This window comes from Arthrobacter silvisoli, from assembly GCF_003369445.1.
In the GTDB taxonomy this organism is placed as follows: domain Bacteria; phylum Actinomycetota; class Actinomycetes; order Actinomycetales; family Micrococcaceae; genus Arthrobacter; species Arthrobacter silvisoli.
Map to the genome: position 1 here is coordinate 1 of NZ_QRCU01000064.1, position 18,343 is coordinate 18,343.

General features: G+C 65.7%; 11 protein-coding genes. 9 read left to right on the top strand and 2 right to left on the bottom strand.

The window, feature by feature from the left end; translation table 11 throughout:
• The first annotated feature begins 65 nt into the window (after positions 1-65).
• The 4 genes from ispD to rlmB all read left to right on the top strand — a co-directional run bounded on the left by ispD (position 66) and on the right by rlmB (position 3,928).
• Positions 66-848, top strand: a complete 783-nt coding sequence (ispD, locus tag DWV11_RS15020) for a 2-C-methyl-D-erythritol 4-phosphate cytidylyltransferase (protein ID WP_115789729.1) — start codon at positions 66-68, stop codon at positions 846-848.
• On the top strand, positions 848-1,381 hold the full coding sequence (ispF, locus tag DWV11_RS15025) for a 2-C-methyl-D-erythritol 2,4-cyclodiphosphate synthase (RefSeq protein WP_115789730.1): 534 nt from the start codon (positions 848-850) through the stop codon (positions 1,379-1,381). Before ispD ends, ispF begins: the two co-directional genes overlap by 1 nt.
• A 9-nt stretch (positions 1,382-1,390) precedes the next feature.
• Positions 1,391-2,848, top strand: coding sequence for a cysteine--tRNA ligase (gene cysS / locus DWV11_RS15030; protein ID WP_115789731.1), 1,458 nt, complete (start codon positions 1,391-1,393; stop codon positions 2,846-2,848).
• A gap of 93 nt (positions 2,849-2,941) precedes the next feature.
• Complete coding sequence (gene rlmB / locus DWV11_RS15035; RefSeq protein WP_115789732.1) at positions 2,942-3,928, top strand: 23S rRNA (guanosine(2251)-2'-O)-methyltransferase RlmB; 987 nt, start codon at positions 2,942-2,944, stop codon at positions 3,926-3,928.
• Positions 3,929-4,110: 182 nt separating this feature from the next.
• Here the strand turns inward: rlmB and DWV11_RS15040 are convergent, their stop codons facing one another.
• Entirely contained in the window at positions 4,111-4,923 is an 813-nt protein-coding gene (locus DWV11_RS15040; RefSeq protein ID WP_115789733.1) for a carbon-nitrogen hydrolase family protein, read from the bottom strand.
• A gap of 131 nt (positions 4,924-5,054) precedes the next feature.
• On the opposite strand from DWV11_RS15040, the gene glgX reads away from it, so the two are divergent.
• Both glgX and DWV11_RS15050 read left to right on the top strand, forming a co-directional pair.
• Entirely contained in the window at positions 5,055-7,166 is a 2,112-nt protein-coding gene (gene glgX, locus DWV11_RS15045) for a glycogen debranching protein GlgX (RefSeq protein ID WP_115789734.1), read from the top strand.
• A gap of 112 nt (positions 7,167-7,278) precedes the next feature.
• Entirely contained in the window at positions 7,279-7,638 is a 360-nt protein-coding gene (locus tag DWV11_RS15050) for a barstar family protein (RefSeq protein ID WP_115789735.1), read from the top strand.
• Between the two features lie 95 nt (positions 7,639-7,733).
• On the opposite strand, the gene glgP is transcribed toward DWV11_RS15050, so the two are convergent.
• Positions 7,734-10,352, bottom strand: a complete 2,619-nt coding sequence (gene glgP, locus DWV11_RS15055; RefSeq protein WP_210725766.1) for an alpha-glucan family phosphorylase — start codon at positions 10,350-10,352, stop codon at positions 7,734-7,736.
• Between the two features lie 131 nt (positions 10,353-10,483).
• On the opposite strand from glgP, the gene DWV11_RS15060 reads away from it, so the two are divergent.
• Genes DWV11_RS15060 through glgB form a run of 3 tightly spaced genes read left to right on the top strand, consistent with a single transcriptional unit; the run spans position 10,484 to position 18,046 of the window.
• The gene (locus DWV11_RS15060) at positions 10,484-12,574 is read left to right on the top strand and encodes an alpha-1,4-glucan--maltose-1-phosphate maltosyltransferase (protein WP_425452068.1); all 2,091 of its coding nucleotides are present in this window, start codon (positions 10,484-10,486) and stop codon (positions 12,572-12,574) included.
• 5 nt (positions 12,575-12,579) lie between these two features.
• Positions 12,580-14,376, top strand: a complete 1,797-nt coding sequence (gene treS / locus DWV11_RS15065; protein ID WP_115789738.1) for a maltose alpha-D-glucosyltransferase — start codon at positions 12,580-12,582, stop codon at positions 14,374-14,376.
• A gap of 1 nt (position 14,377) precedes the next feature.
• Complete coding sequence (glgB, locus tag DWV11_RS15070; RefSeq protein WP_115789739.1) at positions 14,378-18,046, top strand: 1,4-alpha-glucan branching protein GlgB; 3,669 nt, start codon at positions 14,378-14,380, stop codon at positions 18,044-18,046.
• The last annotated feature ends 297 nt before the right edge of the window (positions 18,047-18,343 follow it).

An 18,343-nucleotide genomic window follows, 5' to 3' on the forward strand; every position in this document is an offset into this window, starting at 1 on the left:
GAACCCCGGCGGCACCTACGGTGCCGCCGGGGTTTCTTTATGCCCTCTCACGTAGGCTTGGGCCCATGATTACAGCATCCCAACACGGGGCAACCGCCGTCGTCGTCGTGGCCGCAGGCTCAGGCCAGCGGCTGGGGTACGGCATGCCCAAGGCGAAGGTGCCCCTTGGCGGGGAAGCGATCCTCACCCACGCCCTGCGCGGCGTTGCTGCCGCCGGCGTTGCCCGGCAGATCTGCGTGGCGGTTCCGGCAGGGGACGGCGAACTGCGGGCACTGTGTGAGGCATTCGCAGCGGAGAACGGTACCGACGGCCCCCTGCTGAGCGTCGTCGACGGCGGTTCCACCCGTTCGGAGTCCGTGCGGGCGGCGCTGGGCGCCGTCATGGAGGGGACCCGCTGGGTGCTGGTCCACGACGCGGCCCGCGCCCTCGCCCCGGAGCGGGTCTTCCACCGGGTGTCCGAGGCCCTGGCCGCCGGCGCGAAAGCCGTCATCCCGGCCACGCCGGTGGTGGACACGGTAAAGACCGTCGTCGAAACTGAAGGCAAGGACGCCGCGATCGCGCCTGAACTGGTCACCGGAACCGCGCCCCGCGAACAGCTCCGCGCCGTCCAAACGCCCCAGGGCTTCGATCTCGAAACCCTGCTCCAGGCGCACGCAGCGGCTGAATCCTTCGATGCCGCCCGCTCCGCCGCCGTCACCGACGACGCCATGCTCGTGGAACTCCAAGGCACCCCGGTGCACGTAGTGCAGGGAGCCAGCCAGTCGCTCAAGATCACCACCCCGCTTGACCTGATCATCGCCGAGGGCCTGCTCGAAGGCCCGCTTGGCATGCGCTGGGTGGAGGGCTGATGAACCCCGGAACGCCAGTGATCCTGCCCCGCACCGGCATCGGGGTGGATGTGCACGCCTATGCCGCCGAGGACGATCCGCAGCCCCTCTGGCTGGGCGGCCTCTTCTGGGAAGGCGAACGCGGACTGTCCGGCCATTCCGATGGCGACTGCGTCGCCCATGCAGCGGCGGATGCGCTCTTCTCAGCCTGCGGAATCGGTGACCTCGGGACCCATTTCGGCACGTCCCGGCCAGAGTACGCCGGGGCCTCCGGCGCCACACTCCTGGCTGAGGCCGCACGCATCGTGCGCGCGGCCGGCTTCGAGATCGGCAACATCGCGGTGCAGTTCGTCGCCAACCGTCCCAAGTTCGGTCCGCGGCGCGAAGAGTCGCAGCATGTGCTTAGTGCCGCGGCCGGTGCGCCGGTCAGCGTCACGGCAACCACCAGCGACGGACTCGGCTTCACCGGGCGCGGAGAGGGGATTTCCGCCGTCGCCACTGCGCTCGTCTACCCGGTGGCCGGGAGCCCCTCGGAAGACGGGCCTATCGGATAATCTGGTGCGGTGACCCTGCGCTTTTACGACACTGCCTCCGCCGAAGTCCGCGACTTCGTCCCCCTCGAAGCCGGAAAGGCCAGCGTCTACTACTGCGGTGCCACCGTGCAGGGTATGCCGCACGTCGGGCACGTGCGCTCGGCGATCGCCTTCGACCAGCTGACCCGCTGGCTCGAATACCGTGGCCTGCGCGTTACCGTGGTCCGCAACGTCACCGACATTGACGACAAAATCCTCGCGAAGTCCGCCCAGTCGTTCACTGACGAATGGTCCGAGGAGACGAGCGCCAAGTATGCCGAAGAATGGTGGGCACTTGCCTACCGTTACGAGCAGGAATTCGAGAAGGCTTACGAGATCCTCGGTGTGCAGCGGCCCACCTATGAACCGCGCGCCACCGGCCACATCCCGGAAATGCACGCCCTGGTCCAGCGGCTCATCGACCGCGGCCACGCCTACCCCGCCCTGGACGACTCTGGCGACGTGTACTTCGACGTCCGTTCCTGGAGCCGGTACGGCTCCCTGACCCGGCAGAACATCGACGACATGCAGGCAGCCCCGGACGCCGACCCCCGCGGCAAGAAGGACCCCCGGGACTTCGCCCTGTGGAAGGGCCACAAGGACGGGGACCCGGACACCGCCAGCTGGGCCTCGCCTTGGGGCGCCGGACGTCCCGGCTGGCACCTGGAATGCTCCGCCATGGTCACCAAATACCTCGGCGACCGCTTTGACATTCACGGCGGCGGCCTGGACCTGCGCTTCCCGCACCACGAAAACGAGATGGCCCAATCCCAGGCGGCAGGGGACGGTTTCGCGAACTTCTGGATGCACAACGGCATGGTCACCTACGAGGGCGAAAAGATGTCCAAGTCGGTCGGCAACACCATCAGCCCGGCCGAGATGCTCGACCTCGCATCGCCCCGGGTTGTCCGCTACTACCTTGGCCAGGCGCACTACCGCTCGGTGCTGGACTACCGGCCGACGTCGCTGCAGGAGGCCGCTGCCGCCGTCGAACGCATTGACGGGTTCATCAGCCGCGCCGCCCGCGCGCTGGCCTCCGCCGACGGCACCCCGTACTTCGCCGGCCACGGCCGGGTACCGGAAGCCTTCGAAGCCGCGATGGACGACGACCTCAACGTGCCCCAGGCCTTGGCCGTACTCCACGACACCGTGCGCGCCGGCAACGCCGCCCTTACGGCCGGCGAACTCGACGCCGCACGCCAAGCCCTGGTGTCCGTCACGGACATGCTCCGCGTCCTGGGCATCAGCGACGCGGCCGCCCCGGCGCAGGATGAGGCCGCCAACGAGGCACTCAAGGTGCTCGTGGAAGCCCAGCTGCAAGCACGCGCGCAGGCGCGAGCCAACAAGGACTGGGCCGCCTCGGACGCCATCCGGGACACCCTCGCGGCGGCCGGGATCGTCGTCGAAGACGGCGCCGACGGCGCCAGCTGGAGCCTCAAGCGCGACTGACCCGCGTCCGAATCCCGCCCCCTGCAGCCGAATTGCAGGGGTTCAGTAGACTTGTCTGCAGACTCATCAATTCAAACAAGGGTGGAAACAACCATGGCCAACAACGGTCGCCGGGCGGTCAAGAAGAAGAAAGGCCCCTCCGTCGGAACCGGCGGCCACGGTCGGAAGGCCTTGGAAGGCAAGGGCCCCACGCCCAAGGCCGAGGACCGCGTCTACCACAAGGCCTACAAGAACAAGCAGCTCGCCGAGCGTTCCGCGGCCAAGCGCGCCACCGCACGTCCGGGCCAGGGTGCCCGCTCCGGCCCCAAGGGCCGCGCCACCGAAGAAGTCGTGACCGGCCGCAACTCCGTGGTGGAGGCCCTGCGTGCCGGCATCCCCGCGAAGGCCCTGCACGTGGCCATCCGCATCGACATGGACGAACGCGTCCGCGAATCGCTCAAGATCGCCGCCGAGCGAGGCATCCCGCTGCTGGAAACCGGCAAGCCCGAACTTGACCGGATGACCGACGACGCCGTGCACCAGGGCCTCGTCCTGCAGATTCCGCCGTACGAGTACGAAGACGCCTACGACCTTGCCGAAGAAACCATCGCCAAGTGGAAGAAGGGGCACATCGCCAACGCCCCGCTCTTCGTCGCGCTCGACGGCATCACTGACCCCCGTAACCTCGGTGCCATCATCCGCTCGGTGTCCGCGTTCAGCGGACACGGCGTGATCGTCCCCGAACGCCGCTCCGTCGGCGTCACGGCTTCCGCCTGGAAGACCAGCGCCGGTGCCGCGGTCCGCGTCCCGGTGGCCCGCGCGTCGAACCTGAACAACACCCTGAACCAGTTCAAGGAGATTGGCATCTACGTGCTGGGGCTCGACGGCGGCGGCGACGTCTCCCTGCCGGACCTCACCTTGGCCACGGAGCCGGTCTGCATCGTGGTCGGTTCCGAAGGCAAGGGCCTCAGCCGCCTCGTCCGGGAGAACTGCGACCAGATCGTCTCGATCCCGATCGACTCCGCGATGGAATCGCTGAACGCCTCCATGGCGGTGGGCATCTCCCTGTACGAAGTCTCCCGGCAGCGGGCGGCTAAGTAAGTCCGCGCACCGCTTCGTACCCGGCTTGGGAGCGGCACGACTGACCTCCTCCGCGTGCTGCTCCTTCGTCGCTTTGACGCACGCTTCCGGATGCCAGCCGCACCGCATCCAGGGGCACCTTTGCGCGCTGACAGCAAACGCTCCCTTTGCCTTCGGGCAGGGAGCGTTTGCTGTTTTTGTTGTTAGAAATCGCGGCGGTTGGCCAGGACCGGGAGCTTCTTCCTGGCTTCCTCTACTACAGCTGGGTCCAGGTCTGCGAAGAGGAGGCCCGGGGCGCCTTCGAGGGATGACAGGACCTCGCCGAACGGAGAGACCACCATCGAATGCCCGACGCCGGTGGGGGCCGCTCCCTTCGGCTCGACTCCCTGCGTGGCCGGGTCGCCCTGCCCGCAGGCCAGGACGAAGGTGGTGGTGTCCACCGCGCGGGCGCGGGCCAGCAGCTGCCATTGGTCCACCTTGCCCGGGCCGGCGCCCCAGGAAGCGGACACGATGTTCACGAGGGCGCCGCGTGCCGCGTTGGCGGTGAACAGGGCCGGGAAACGGATGTCGTAGCAGGTGGCCAGGCCGAAGGTGAGGCCGCCGGCGTCGAACGTCACCGGTGCGGTCCCGGGATCCACGGTGTCCGATTCGGCGAAACCGAACGCGTCGAAGAGGTGGATCTTGTCATAGCTGGCCTCCACACCTGGGCCGGTGGCCAGGAGGGTGTTGCGGACCTTGCCGTTGCTGCTGCCGTCCGCGGCACGCCCCGGGGTGAACATCCCGGCAACGATGACGATCCCGAGGTCTGCGGCGATCCTGCGGACACGTGCTGCCCAGGGCCCGTCGACGTCTTCGGCGATGTCGCTCAGCGAGTTCCCGAAGGCCCGCATCGTTGCCTCCGGGAAGACCACCAGTCCGGCGCCGCCGTCCTTGGCCTGCCGGGCGTAGTCTTCAAGCTGTTGCAGGTTGGCCGCAAGGTCGCGGCCGGTGATGATCTGAGCGAGCGCAATGCGCATGTGCACCTCCACGGGCGGGAAAGACCAGAGCGGACATGTCCAGTATGCCGGGGCAGGCCGGGCCGGGCGGAATCCGCAATAGAACGGGGATTTGATACGCCTTTACCCGCCGAGGGCTAAGCTTTGAGGCGATGGTTATGCCGATTTTTGAAACCGCAGCCACCGTGGATGCAGCGTGTCCGACGCCCCTCGGTGTAAGTGTTCCGCGGCCCGGAGCTTCCGGTTCCGACCTGTCCGTGCCGGACCACGTCAACGTCGCGGTGTGGGCTCCGGGCCTCGAACACGTTGAAATCGCCTTCAAGGAACCGGGCGGTTCGTGGCGCGTCCGTACCCTTCCGAACAAGGCGGATGGTGTGCATTTCGGGATTGTCGACGGCATGCCGCCCGGTACGCGTTACGGCTTCCGCGCCGCCCGGGAAGGGGTTGAAGCCCTCCCGGTTGCCCTTCCGACCGATGACTTCGATGTCGACGGCGCCCCGCAGCTCCTGCTCGATCCTTACGGCCGGGCGGTCCACCAGCACGGCGAGTTCCTCTGCAACGTGCACATGGATCCTGCCTTCGACTGGGGCAACGACCGGCCGGTACGCACCCCGTGGCGCGACACCATCATTTACGAGGCCCATGTCCGCGGCCAGAGCATGCTGCACCCGGACATCCCCGAACACCTGCGCGGCACCTACGCCGGCATGGCCCACCCCGCCATGATCGAGCACTTCCAAGCCCTCGGCGTCACCGCGATCCAGCTGCTCCCGGTGCATTTCCACATGGACGAGCAGCACCTCCAATACCTTGGCCTGACCAACTACTGGGGCTACAACACGGCCGCCTTCTTCGCACCGCACCCGGACTACGCCACACGGGCCGCGCAGGAAGCGGGACCGCACGCAGTCCAGGACGAGTTCAAGGGCATGGTCAAGCTCCTGCACGACGCGGGACTCGAGGTGATCCTCGACGTCGTCTACAACCACACCGCCGAGGCCGGACCCGACGGAGACGTCATCAGCTTCCGCGGCCTCGGCGAAAACCAGTATTACCGCCACGACGCGCACGGCCGCTACCTGGACACCACCGGCTGCGGGAACACCCTGGACTTCAGCCACCCGCGCGTAGTGGACCTCGCCATTGATTCCCTGCGGTACTGGGTGGATGAATTCCACATCGACGGCTTCCGCTTCGATCTCGCCGTCAGCCTGTGCCGCAACGCCCGCAACGAATTCGACCCCAATCACCCTTTCCTCAAGCGCATCGAGGCGGATCCCGTGCTGTCCTCTGTGAAGCTGATTTCCGAGCCATGGGACCTCGGCTGGGGCGGCTGGCAGACCGGCGGCTTCCCCAAGGGCTGGGTGGACTGGAACGACCACTTCCGCGACGAGGTACGGCGATTCTGGCTTTCCGACCGCGCGGCAGCCGAGGCCGGGCACCCCATCGGCAACATCGGGGCCATGGCCGATGCGTTGAGCGGTTCGGTCAGCGTTTTCGCCCACTCCGGCCGGTCCCGTCTGGCTTCGCTGAACTTCATCACCGCCCACGACGGCTTCACCCTGGCCGACCTCGTCTCTTACGACCGCAAGCACAACGAAGCCAACGGGGAACAGAACCGGGACGGCCACAGCGACAACCGCAGCTATAACCACGGCTTCGAAGGCCGCACTGAAAACGAAGCCATTGTGGCAGAGCGGGCCCGCTCGCGCCGGAACCTGATGACCACCTTGATGGTGTCCTTGGGCGTGCCCATGATCACCGCCGGCGACGAACTCGGCAGGACCCAGCACGGCAACAACAATGCTTACTGCCAGGACAACAACCTGACCTGGATCGATTGGACCCAGACTCCGGAATCGCACGAGATGTTCCGCAGCACCAAACGCGTCATCCGGATCCGCAAGGAATTCCTCGCGGCCCAGCCGGAGGAGTTCCCCGAAAAGGCCGCCGGCATCGAATGGTTCGATGAAAAAGGCGAGCGGGTGACCGACGCCCGGTGGAATGATCCGTCCCTACGCTTGGTCCAGTTGTTGCTCGGATCCGAGGACGGCCGTTTCAGCGGCCTGATTGTGATGAACGGCAACAAGGACGACACCAAGATCGTGCTCCCCAAGCTGGGCCCGGCCGCCGGCCGCGGAACCACCCGCTTCGAGCTGCGCCTGACCACGTCCGAACTGAACGACCGCAGGCGCGGGGCGCTGGTTGCCGCTGGTGAGAAGGACATCATCCAAGGCAACACCATCAACATTTATCGTGCCTGACCCGGCCCCGAAAAAGGTCCATGGGCGGAAACCGCCCGAGGACGGCTGCAAGTTCTACGCTGCAGAGCATTACGCGTCGTTCGCATTCATCGTCGAAGGGAAGTAGGACGCCATCAAGATCTATTCCGCGGACACCTGGACCCTTGAGGAGCTCCAGGAGCAGATCGCCGATGCCGGCCGCCGCACAGTGCTGGTGCCGCCGGCCGCCAGCAAGCAGGCCGTCCTGGAGGTTTTCGGGCAGGTCCTGGACTTTCCGGAGTATTACGGCGTGAACCTGGATGCCCTGAACGACTCCCTCCACGACTTCGCGGACGTCCTCTCCGAAGACGGACAGGCGCCGGTCACCCTGGTGTGGCAGGTCCCGGCCGCGTACCGCACGGACCGCTCCTTCGGCGTCGTCTGCGAGATCCTGCAGGACGCGGAGGCGTACTCCGGCCGGGACTTGGCCATCCTCGCTGTCTTCCAGCAGTAGCGGCTTCCGACGCTGTCCCAATGGTCTTAACGGAACAGAGGGCTTAAACGGAGGAGGTGCCGGACCGGGTAGTCCGGCACCTCTTCCGTCGTGTATCAGGCGTTGGCGATCAGGCCCAGCTCTGCCTTGGATGCCAGGGCAGGGTGCTTCGGCAGGACCCGAATCGTGTAGCCGAACGATCCCGAACGGTTGATCAGCACGGAGCCGGAGAACAGGTAGCGCCCATGGCCGAGTTCCTCGAACGTGGTCAGCTCGGCCACTGTCACGTCGTCGAGCTCATCGCTTTCCTCGGCGCGGCCGTAAGCGATTTCGACGCTGACATCGTCCGGGGTCAGGGAGCGGAGTGCGATGTAGGCGTTCACCTGCAGCGAGTCGCCAATCCGCGGCTCTTCCGAAACTCCGACGGAGTCGACGTGCTCCACTACCAGTTGCGGCCAGGCACTGCGGACCCGGGTAATCCACGCCGCCAGGTCCTTGGCCTCCTTGAAGGAATCCGCGGCGGCACGCCGGCCCGACACCGCGGCCGGGCAGTAGAGCCGGTTCACGTAGTCCTGCAGCATCCGCTCCGCGGACACTGCCGGACCCAGCTTTGCCAGCGTGTGCTTGATCATCGAGACCCAGTGCGTGGGAACGGCCTGCGCAACGGACTCCGAAGGTCCTGCCGCGCCAGCGCCCTGGGCGACCACCGAACCGTAGAAGCGCGGGGCGACCTGGGTTTCCAGCAGCTCATACAGGGCCGCCGCTTCGATGTCGTCCCGTTCTTCGGCCGATGCACCGTTGTTGGCGGTGGGGATCGCCCAGCCGTTCTCGCCGTCGTACATCTCGTCCCACCAACCGTCCAGGACGGACAGGTTGAGGGAACCGTTGATCGCCGCCTTCATGCCCGAGGTGCCGCAGGCTTCCAACGGGCGGAGTGGGTTGTTCAGCCAGACGTCGCAGCCCGGGAACAGGGTGCGGGCCATGGCGATGTCGTAGTTGGGCAGGAAGACGATCCGGTGCCGCACCTGAGGGTCGTCGGTGAAACGGACCAGGTCCTGGATCATCTTCTTGCCGGCATCATCCGCGGGGTGCGACTTGCCGGCGATGACCAGCTGGATCGGATGCTTCTTGTCCAGCAGCAGCGCCTTCAGCCGCGCGGGGTCGCGCAGCATGAGGGTCAGGCGCTTGTAAGTGGGCACGCGGCGTGCGAAACCGATGGTGAGGATGTCCGGGTCCAGCACGGTGTCCGTCCAGCCGAGTTCGGCATCGGCCGCCCCGCGCTTCTTCCATGACGCACGCAAGCGCTTGCGCACATCGTCGACCAAGGACGCCCGCAGCTCGCGGCGGAGCGCCCAGACCTCTTCGTCGCTGACGTTGTAAGCCAGGTCCCAGCGTCCTGGGCCGTTGGCATCCGCGCCGAAGTGGGTTCCGGCCAGTTCGGAGATCCTCGGGTCCACCCAGGACGGAACATGGACACCGTTGGTGACGGAGGTGATGGGTACCTCTGAGTGGTCGAAGCCCGGCCAGAGCCCGGAGAACATTTCCCGGGACACCACACCGTGCAGCTTGGCCACCCCGTTGGCACGCTGGGCGAGCCGCAGGCCCATCACCGCCATGTTGAACACAGCCGGGTTGCCGCCGTCGTAGTTCTCGCGCCCCAGCTCCAGCACCCTGTCCACCGGGACCGCCGGTGCCAGGCCCGCTTCGAAGAAGTGGCGGATCTGCACGGCCTCAAAGCGGTCGATGCCCGCCGGGACCGGGGTGTGCGTGGTGAACACGGTGGACGCCCGGCCGGCGGCGAGTGCCTCATCCCAGTTGAGTGGGGATTCAGCGGACATGAGTTCCTGGATGCGTTCGATCCCGAGGAAGCCGGCGTGGCCTTCGTTGGTGTGGAAGACCTCGGGAGCAGGGGTTCCGGTGAGCCGCTGGTAGGCACGAAGGGCCTTCACGCCGCCCATGCCGAGCAATAGTTCCTGCTGGAGCCGGTGGTCTCCACCGCCGCCGTAGAGCCTGTCGGTGATGCCGCGCGCGGCATCGTCGTTGCCGGAGACATTCGAGTCCAGCAGCAGCAGCGGAACGCGGCCGACGTCGGCCCGCCAGACCTGCGCGCTCAGCTTGCGTCCGTTGGGCAGCGGCAAAGTGATGATCACCGGCTTGCCGCTGCCGTCCTTGGAAGGCTCGCGCAGCAAGGTCAGGGGGAGTCCGTCGGGGTCCAGTACCGGGTAGGTCTCCTGCTGCCACGCGTCCTTGGACAGGGACTGCTTGAAGTAGCCGGCCTGGTAAAGGAGTCCGACGCCGATCAGCGGGACACCCAGGTCCGAAGCCGCCTTGAGGTGGTCGCCGGCCAGGATGCCAAGGCCGCCCGAATACTGCGGCAGGACCTCGGTGATTCCGAATTCCGGAGAGAAGTAGGCGATGCAGGCGGGTGCGTCCTCGCCCAGGCCCTGGTACCAGCGTGGTTCGCTGAGGTAGCGGTCCAGATCCGCTACCGCACTATGCACCCGTTCAACGAGCCCTTCGTCCGAAGCCAGCCGGTCAAGCTGATCGCGGCTGATCGAGCCAAGGAGCAGGACGGGATCATGTTTGCTTTCTTCCCACAGCGCCGGATCCAGGCTGGCAAAAAGCTCGCGCGTGGGGCGGTGCCAGGACCAGCGGAGATTGTTCGCCAGACGGGCCAAAGGCCGGATCGGTTCAGGGAGTACGGTGCGGACGGTAAACCTTCGAATTGCCTTCACGAGCGTCACACTAACCGACCGACTGGGTTGCAGGAACAGCTTCAGGTTTCTTTTAGGTAAATGACAGCTGTCCTCAAAGAATATGTACCGGACCTTAGCGAAACGTGATTTTTCTCGCTAACGTCAAGCTTGTGACTACTACCGCAACACCGCGATCCAGTGCAGTTGGCAAGGCTCCCGCCAAGGCGAAAACCAAGGCAGGTATCACCGCCGGACTCCGGTTCGGCAGGTTCCCGATCACTGCTGTCCAGCCCGTGATCGAAGAAGGCAGGTTCCCTGCGAAGGCGCTGCCCGGGGAGGACATCGTGGTCGGTGCCACAGTGTTCCGTGAAGGCCATGACCAACTGGGCGTCACCGCAGTGCTGCTGGATCCCAAGGGCAAGGAACGCCAGCGCGTTCGTATGGCGCCGCCGTCAGGAAACCGCGGCAAGGGAACCGACCGCTGGGAGGGCCGGATCACCCCGGGTGCCCCCGGTAACTGGAGCTTCCTGATCGAGGCCTGGCATGACCGTTACGGCACCTGGCACCACAACGCCGAAGTGAAGGTGGCCGCGGGCATCGATGTTGAGCTGATGCTCGCCGAAGGTGCCGCCCTGCTTTCCGGAGCTGCCGACGACGCCGGCCGCAGCGCCGCGGACAAGCGCACCCTCCGTGCGGCTTCCGAAGGCCTCGCGGACACGTCGCGCTCCGTCGAGGAACGCCTTGGCGCCGGTTTCAGCGATGAGGTTGCCGCCGTCGTCGAACGTCTTCCGATCCGGGAGCTGGTGACCGAGTCCGAGAAGTTCCCGCTCCTGGTCGAGCGCGACCTCGCGGGACGCGGAGCCTGGTACGAATTCTTCCCGCGCTCCGAAGGTGCGGTGTACGATCCCGCGAACAACGCCTGGACCTCGGGCACTTTCCGCACCGCCGCGAAGCGGCTGGACGCCGTCGCAGGCATGGGCTTCGATGTCATCTACCTGCCGCCCATCCACCCGATCGGCTTCCAGCACCGCAAGGGCCGCAACAACACCCTCACACCAGGGCCGCAGGATCCCGGCTCGCCCTGGGCCATTGGTTCTGCGGCCGGTGGACACGACGCCATCCACCCCGAGCTGGGCACCTTCGAGGACTTTGACGCCTTCGTGGCGAGGGCGAACGAGCTCGGCCTCGAAGTTGCGCTGGACCTCGCCCTTCAGGCCGCTCCGGACCATCCCTGGGTGCAGGAACACCCCGAATGGTTCACCACCCGTGTGGACGGCAGCATCGCCTACGCGGAGAACCCGCCCAAGAAATACCAGGACATCTACCCGCTGAACTTCGACAACGACCCCGAGGGCCTGTCGAAGGAAATCCTGCGGATCGTGCTGCTCTGGGTGAGCCACGGCGTGAAGGTCTTCCGGGTGGACAACCCGCACACCAAGCCGGTGTGGTTCTGGGAATGGCTGATCGCGAAGGTCAACAAGAAGCACCCCGACGTCGTCTTCCTCGCCGAGGCCTTCACCCGCCCTGCGATGATGCACGCGCTGGGCCGTGCAGGGTTCCAGCAGTCCTACACCTACTTCACGTGGCGGAACACCAAGACCGAACTCGAGGAGTACTTCCACGAGGTCAGCCACGTTTCCCCGGCGTACTTCCGGCCCAACTTCTTCGTGAACACCCCGGACATCCTCACCGAGTACCTTCAGTACGGCGGGCCGGCGGCGTTCCGGATCCGTGCCGTCCTTGCAGCCACAGCCAGCCCGCTCTGGGGTGTCTACGCCGGTTTCGAACTGTACGAGCACGTCGCCCGCCCCGGCGCCGAGGAGTACATCGACAATGAAAAGTACGAATTCAAGAACAGGGACTGGGACGCTGCTGCGGCCTCGGGCCACACGCTGTCGCCGTACATCACCCGGCTCAACGAAATCCGTAGGGCCCACCCGGCACTCGGTGACCTGCAGAACCTCACGCTGCACACCAGCACCGATGACGCCACCGTGGTGTTCTCGAAGCACAAGACGCTGCCGGACGGCCGCAAGGACACCTTGATCATCGTGGTCAACGTCGATCCGCACAGCGCGAGGGAAAGCACCGTCACCCTGGACCTCGCGGCACTCGAGCTTGATCCGGAGAACTTCACCGCCAACGGCCGCTTCCGGGTGGACGACCTCATCAGCGGTGAAACCTGGGAGTGGGGCGAATACAACTACGTCCGGCTCGACGCACACGTGGAACCAGCACACATCCTGAGTATCCGGAGGTAGGCCAATTGAGTTTCGCTCCGCAGGGCACCAACCCGTACTTCACGCCGAAGAACACTTTCGAACTGAATGCGCCAGGTCTGCAACACGACCCGCATTGGTACCGCAAGGCAGTCTTTTATGAAGTGCTGGTCAGAGCCTTTGCGGACGCCAATGGTGACGGCTCAGGGGACTTCCACGGGCTGATCGACAAGCTCGACTACCTCCAGTGGCTGGGCGTCGATTGCCTCTGGCTTCCCCCGTTCTTCCACTCGCCCTTGCGCGACGGTGGCTACGACATCTCCGACTACACCTCGGTATTGGACGAATTCGGCACCATCAGCGATTTCAAGAGGCTCGTCGCGGAGGCCCATGCCCGGGGCGTGCGGGTCATCATCGACCTGCCGTTGAACCACACCTCGGACCAGCACCCCTGGTTCCAGGAGTCCCGGAAGGACCCGGACGGGCCCTACGGCGACTTCTATGTCTGGAGCGATACGGACGAAAAGTACCAGGACGCCCGCATTATCTTCGTGGACACCGAGGATTCGAACTGGACCTTCGATCCGATCCGCCGGCAGTTTTTCTGGCACCGTTTTTTCTCGCACCAACCGGACCTGAATTTCGAAAACCCCAAGGTTATCGAGGCGCTTTACGACGTCGTCCGCTTCTGGCTCGACCAAGGTATCGACGGATTCCGTGCGGACGCCATTCCCTACCTTTTCGAAGAAGAAGGGACCAACTGCGAGAACCTGCCCGCAACCCACGGGTTCCTGCGTGACCTGCGGAAGATGGTGGACGAGAACTACCCCGGGCGCGTGATCATCGCGGAGGCGAACCAGTTGCCCAACGACGTCGTGGACTATTTCGGCACGGAGGAAGACCCGGAATGCCATATGGCCTTCCATTTTCCGATCATGCCGCGGCTGTATTACGCCCTCCGCGACCAAAAAGCCGCGCCCATTATCGAGACCCTGAGGGACACCCCGGAAATTCCCGCCGGCGCGCAGTGGGGCACGTTCCTGCGCAACCACGATGAACTCACCCTCGAAATGGTCACTGCGGACGAGCGGGCCGCGATGTACGGCTGGTACGCCCCGGACCCCCGGATGCGGGCCAACATCGGCATCCGGCGCCGGCTCGCTTCACTGCTGGACAACTCGCGTGCCGAAATCGAGCTCATCAACGCTCTCCTGCTTTCACTGCCGGGCTCCCCGTTCCTGTACTACGGCGACGAAATCGGCATGGGCGACAATATCTGGCTCGATGACCGCGACGCCGTGCGCACGCCCATGCAGTGGAACCCCGACAGGAACGCCGGCTTCTCCCACGCCGATCCCGGGAAGCTCTACCTCCCCGTGAACCAGTCCCTCGTATACAACTATTCGATGGCGAACGTGGAAGCCGAGGCTGCCCATTCGGGCTCGCTCCTGCGGTGGACCCGGCAGATCCTGAGCGTCAGGAAGAACCATCCGGCGTTCGGGCTTGGCGGATTCCGCCACGTCCCGGCAGACCACGAGGTGGTTCTGGCGTACCTGCGTGAACTTCCCGAAGAGAACCTGGAAGGGGAGGACGCCGAGTCCCTTCTCTGCGTCTTCAACCTTTCCCAGCACCCGGTGGCGGCCACCCTGGACATCCCGGACTACGCGGGCCGGGGGTTGCGGGACGTCTTCGGCGGCCAGCCCTTCCCTGGAATCGGAACCGACGGCACTCTCACCCTGACGCTGGGCAGCCATGACTTCTTCTGGCTCCGGGTACGGTCACCCGGATCCACGGGGTCCGCCCCGTACACCCAGGCCATCCCCGTGCTCTCGATCGAAGGCTGACATGTACTTCCCTGCGCCGAAGCAGCCCCTGGACGGACTGTTGCGCGAGTGGCTGCCGCGGCAGCGCTGGTTTCCCGTGAAGAGCGGCGGATTCGCCATGGACGAAGCTGCCTCGTTCCCGCTCGCCGGTCCCGGTGGCGCGGCGGACTTCGAGATCGTCCTGCTGTCGGTCGCCTACACGGGTGCCGGTGGCGCGCGCCAAGGCGATGTGGTCCAGGTGCCGTTGAGCTTCCGCCAGGAATCCGCGCCCGGCCTCGAAAGGGCATTCCTGGGTGTCGTCCAGGACGATGACGGCAGAACCCGCTGGGTCTATGACGCCGCCTACGATCCGGAGTTCATTGAGCGCTGGCTGGCGCTGATCGGCGACGGCGGCACGTCCGGGCCGGGCGGCATGGCCGCCCGCGGCCACTCCGTGCCCGGCACGCAAAGCCTGCCGTCGTTTCCGGCGAAGGTGCAGGTCCTCGGGGGAGAGCAGTCCAACACTTCGGTGATCATCGACGACGGCGTTTCCCCTGCCATCGTGAAGATCTACCGGGTGGTGTCCACCGGCTCCAACCCGGAAATCGAGGTCGGCGTCGCCCTGACGAAGGCCGGCAGCAGCGAAGTACCGGCCACCCGGGGCTGGGTCACGGGAAGTTGGCCGTCGGGCACGGACGCCGGAACCGCGCACGTTTCCGCTGAACTCGCCGTCGTGCACGAATTCGTGAAGGATAGCCAGGACGCCTGGCGGCTTGCCGTTGAGGCCGCCTCGGCCGGCCGTGATTTCACCGAAGAGGCGCGGGAGCTCGGGCGGGCCACCGCGGCCGTCCACGCCAGGCTTTCCGAGGCCTTCGGTAGTGAGGCGGAGGTGGAACCCGGGCATGTCGTCGCTCCCGCGGTGGCCAGCCGCATCCGGCACTCCTGGGCGGAAGCGGGCACCGCCGTCGGGCCTTATGGGGAGCAGCTCGAGGCCCTGCTTTCCCGGCTTGCCGGCCAGAAGGCGGGCACCCTGCAGCGTATTCACGGCGACCTGCACCTGGGCCAGATCCTCCTGGCACCGCACACGCCCGGGGAGCCCGGTCGGTGGGTGATCCTGGACTTCGAGGGCGAACCGCTGCGCCCCATCGAAGAGCGTACCCTTCCGGATGTCCCGCTGCGCGATGTGGTGGGTATGCTGCGCTCCTTCGACTATGCAGCCGGGGCCGCAGTCCGCGAAAATCCCGGAACTTCCGTACCTGATCCCTGGGTCAGCGATTGCGCCGATGCATTCCTGTCCGGGTACAGCGAAGTCACGCCCGGAACCATTGACCGCGGTTCGCCGCTGTTTGTGGCATTGTGGCTGGACAAAGCCTTGTACGAGGTGGTTTACGAGTTGCGCAACAGGCCCGACTGGTTACCCATCCCGGTCAACGCTTCGCGGCAAATCCTCGGCAGTACCAGCCCCGGCACGGATGCCGGGGCTACATCGGAAGGTGAAGAAATGACAGGCTCTGCACGCATCGAACGGCCACGGGTTCCGCTCCCCGTTGACGGCAACACCCTGGCCCGCGTGGCCGCCGGAGCGCACCATGCGCCGCACTCCGTCCTCGGAGCCCATCTGGACGACCATGGACACGTCACCATCCGCACGGTCAAGCACCTGGCCGAGTCGGTCACGGTTGTCACCGAAGCCGGCAAGACCGCGATGAGCCACGAGGCCGACGGCGTGTGGGTTGCGGTCCTGGAGCCCGTGCAGCACGGCCATGTGCCGGATTATCGCCTTGAGGTTGTCTACGACGCCGGCGCCCCCGTGACCGTCGACGATCCCTACCACTACCTCCCGACCCTCGGCGAAGTGGACCTGCACCTGATCGGTGAAGGCCGGCACGAACGACTTTGGGATGCCTTGGGCGCCCACGTCCAGCGCTACCGCTCCTCGCTGGGCGACGTGGACGGTGTCGGCTTCTCCGTCTGGGCGCCGAATGCCCAGGCCGTGCGCGTCAAGGGCGACTTCAATTCCTGGGACGGCCGTGAACACGCGCTGCGTTCCCTGGGCTCCTCCGGGGTCTGGGAAGTCTTCGTCCCCGGCGTTGTAGCAGGGGCGTGCTACAAATTCGAGATCCTCACGAAGGCCGGCCACTGGGTGGAACGGGCCGACCCCCTTGCTTTCGGCACCGAGGTCCCGCCGCTCACCGCCTCCCGCGTGGTGGAGTCGCGGTACGGCTTCAAGGACGATGCCTGGATGGCGGAACGGGCCAATAAGGATCCGCACAACTCGCCGATGAGCGTCTACGAAGTGCACCTTGGTTCCTGGCGGCTCGGCCTCGGCTACAAGGAACTCGCCAAGGAATTGGTGGAGTACGTCAAATGGCTGGGCTTTACGCATGTGGAGTTCATGCCGGTCGCGGAGCACCCCTTCGGCGGTTCCTGGGGCTACCAGGTCACTTCCTACTACGCGCCGACTTCCCGGTTCGGCCACCCCGACGAGTTCCGTTTCCTGGTCGATTCCCTGCACCAGGCGGGCATCGGCGTCATCCTTGACTGGGTTCCGGCGCACTTCCCCAAGGACGAATGGGCCCTGGCCCGCTTTGATGGCGAAGCCCTCTACGAGCATTCCGACCCGCGGCTGGGGGAACACCCGGATTGGGGAACCCTGATCTTCGACTTCGGCCGCCGCGAAGTCCGGAATTTCCTGGTTGCCAACGCCCTCTACTGGCTTGAGGAATTCCACATCGACGGCCTCCGCGTGGACGCTGTGGCCTCGATGCTCTACCGGGACTACTCGCGTGAGGAGGGGCAGTGGTTCCCCAACGTCCATGGCGGCAGGGAGAACCTGGAAGCCATTTCCTTCCTCCAGGAAGTCAACGCCACGGTGTACAAGACCCACCCCGGCGCGGTGACCATCGCCGAGGAATCGACGGCCTTCCCCGGCGTCACCGCGCCCACGAGCTCCGGCGGCCTGGGCTTCGGGCTGAAGTGGAACATGGGCTGGATGCACGACTCGCTCAAGTACATTTCCGAGGATCCGGTGAACCGGCGTTGGCACCACGGAACGGTCACCTTCTCCCTGGTCTACGCCTTCACTGAGAACTTCCTGCTGCCCATCAGCCATGACGAAGTGGTTCACGGCAAGGGGTCGATGCTGCGCAAGATGCCGGGCGACCGGTGGAAGCAGTTGGCGAACCTGCGCGCCTTCCTCGCGTACCAGTGGGCGCACCCGGGCAAGCAGCTGATCTTCATGGGCACCGAGTTCGGGCAGGAAGCCGAGTGGTCAGAGCAGCATGGTCTCGACTGGTTCCTGGCCGACATCCCGGCCCACCGTGGATTGCAGCTTCTCACCAAGAAGCTGAACGAGCTGTACACGCAGACCCCGGCGCTCTATACCCGCGACAGCGAGAGTGGCGGCTTCCAATGGATCAGCGGCGGCGACGCCGACCGGAACGTGCTGACGTTCATCCGCTGGGACCAGGAAGGTAAGCCTCTGGTTTGCGCGGTGAACTTCTCCGGCGGACCGCACAACGACTACGTGCTCGGAGTTCCGTTCGAAGGTGCCTGGCAGGAAGTGCTCAACACCGACGCCGAGGAGTTCGGCGGTTCGGGTGTAATCAACGACGGCGAACTGCTGGCTTCGGTGCCCGGGGCAGAGGGACAGCCGGCCGCGCTGACTGTCACCTTGCCGCCGCTGGGAGCTTCCTGGTTCACCCTGGCCTAAGGAGCTGCGGCAGGGGTTCCGACTGAGGATTCCCGCGGCAGCCTACGGCGTGTTTGCTTGCGAAGGGAGGGTCTCCGGACCCTCCTTTTGCGCCTTCCGGGAACTGGTGGTAGAGTTAGTACCCGCGCTGCTCCGCAGGAGCGATCAGCGGGCATGACTTGCTTTCCTCGGAAACATCGAGTCAGAAACGCCGATTTGACCGAATGCGAGTCAGCGGGTAAGTTTGGAAAGTTGCTCCGGAGCGATCCTGAATGTTTGGTTTGGGTGGTGCCGGGTGTGTCTGTTGTTTGAGAACTC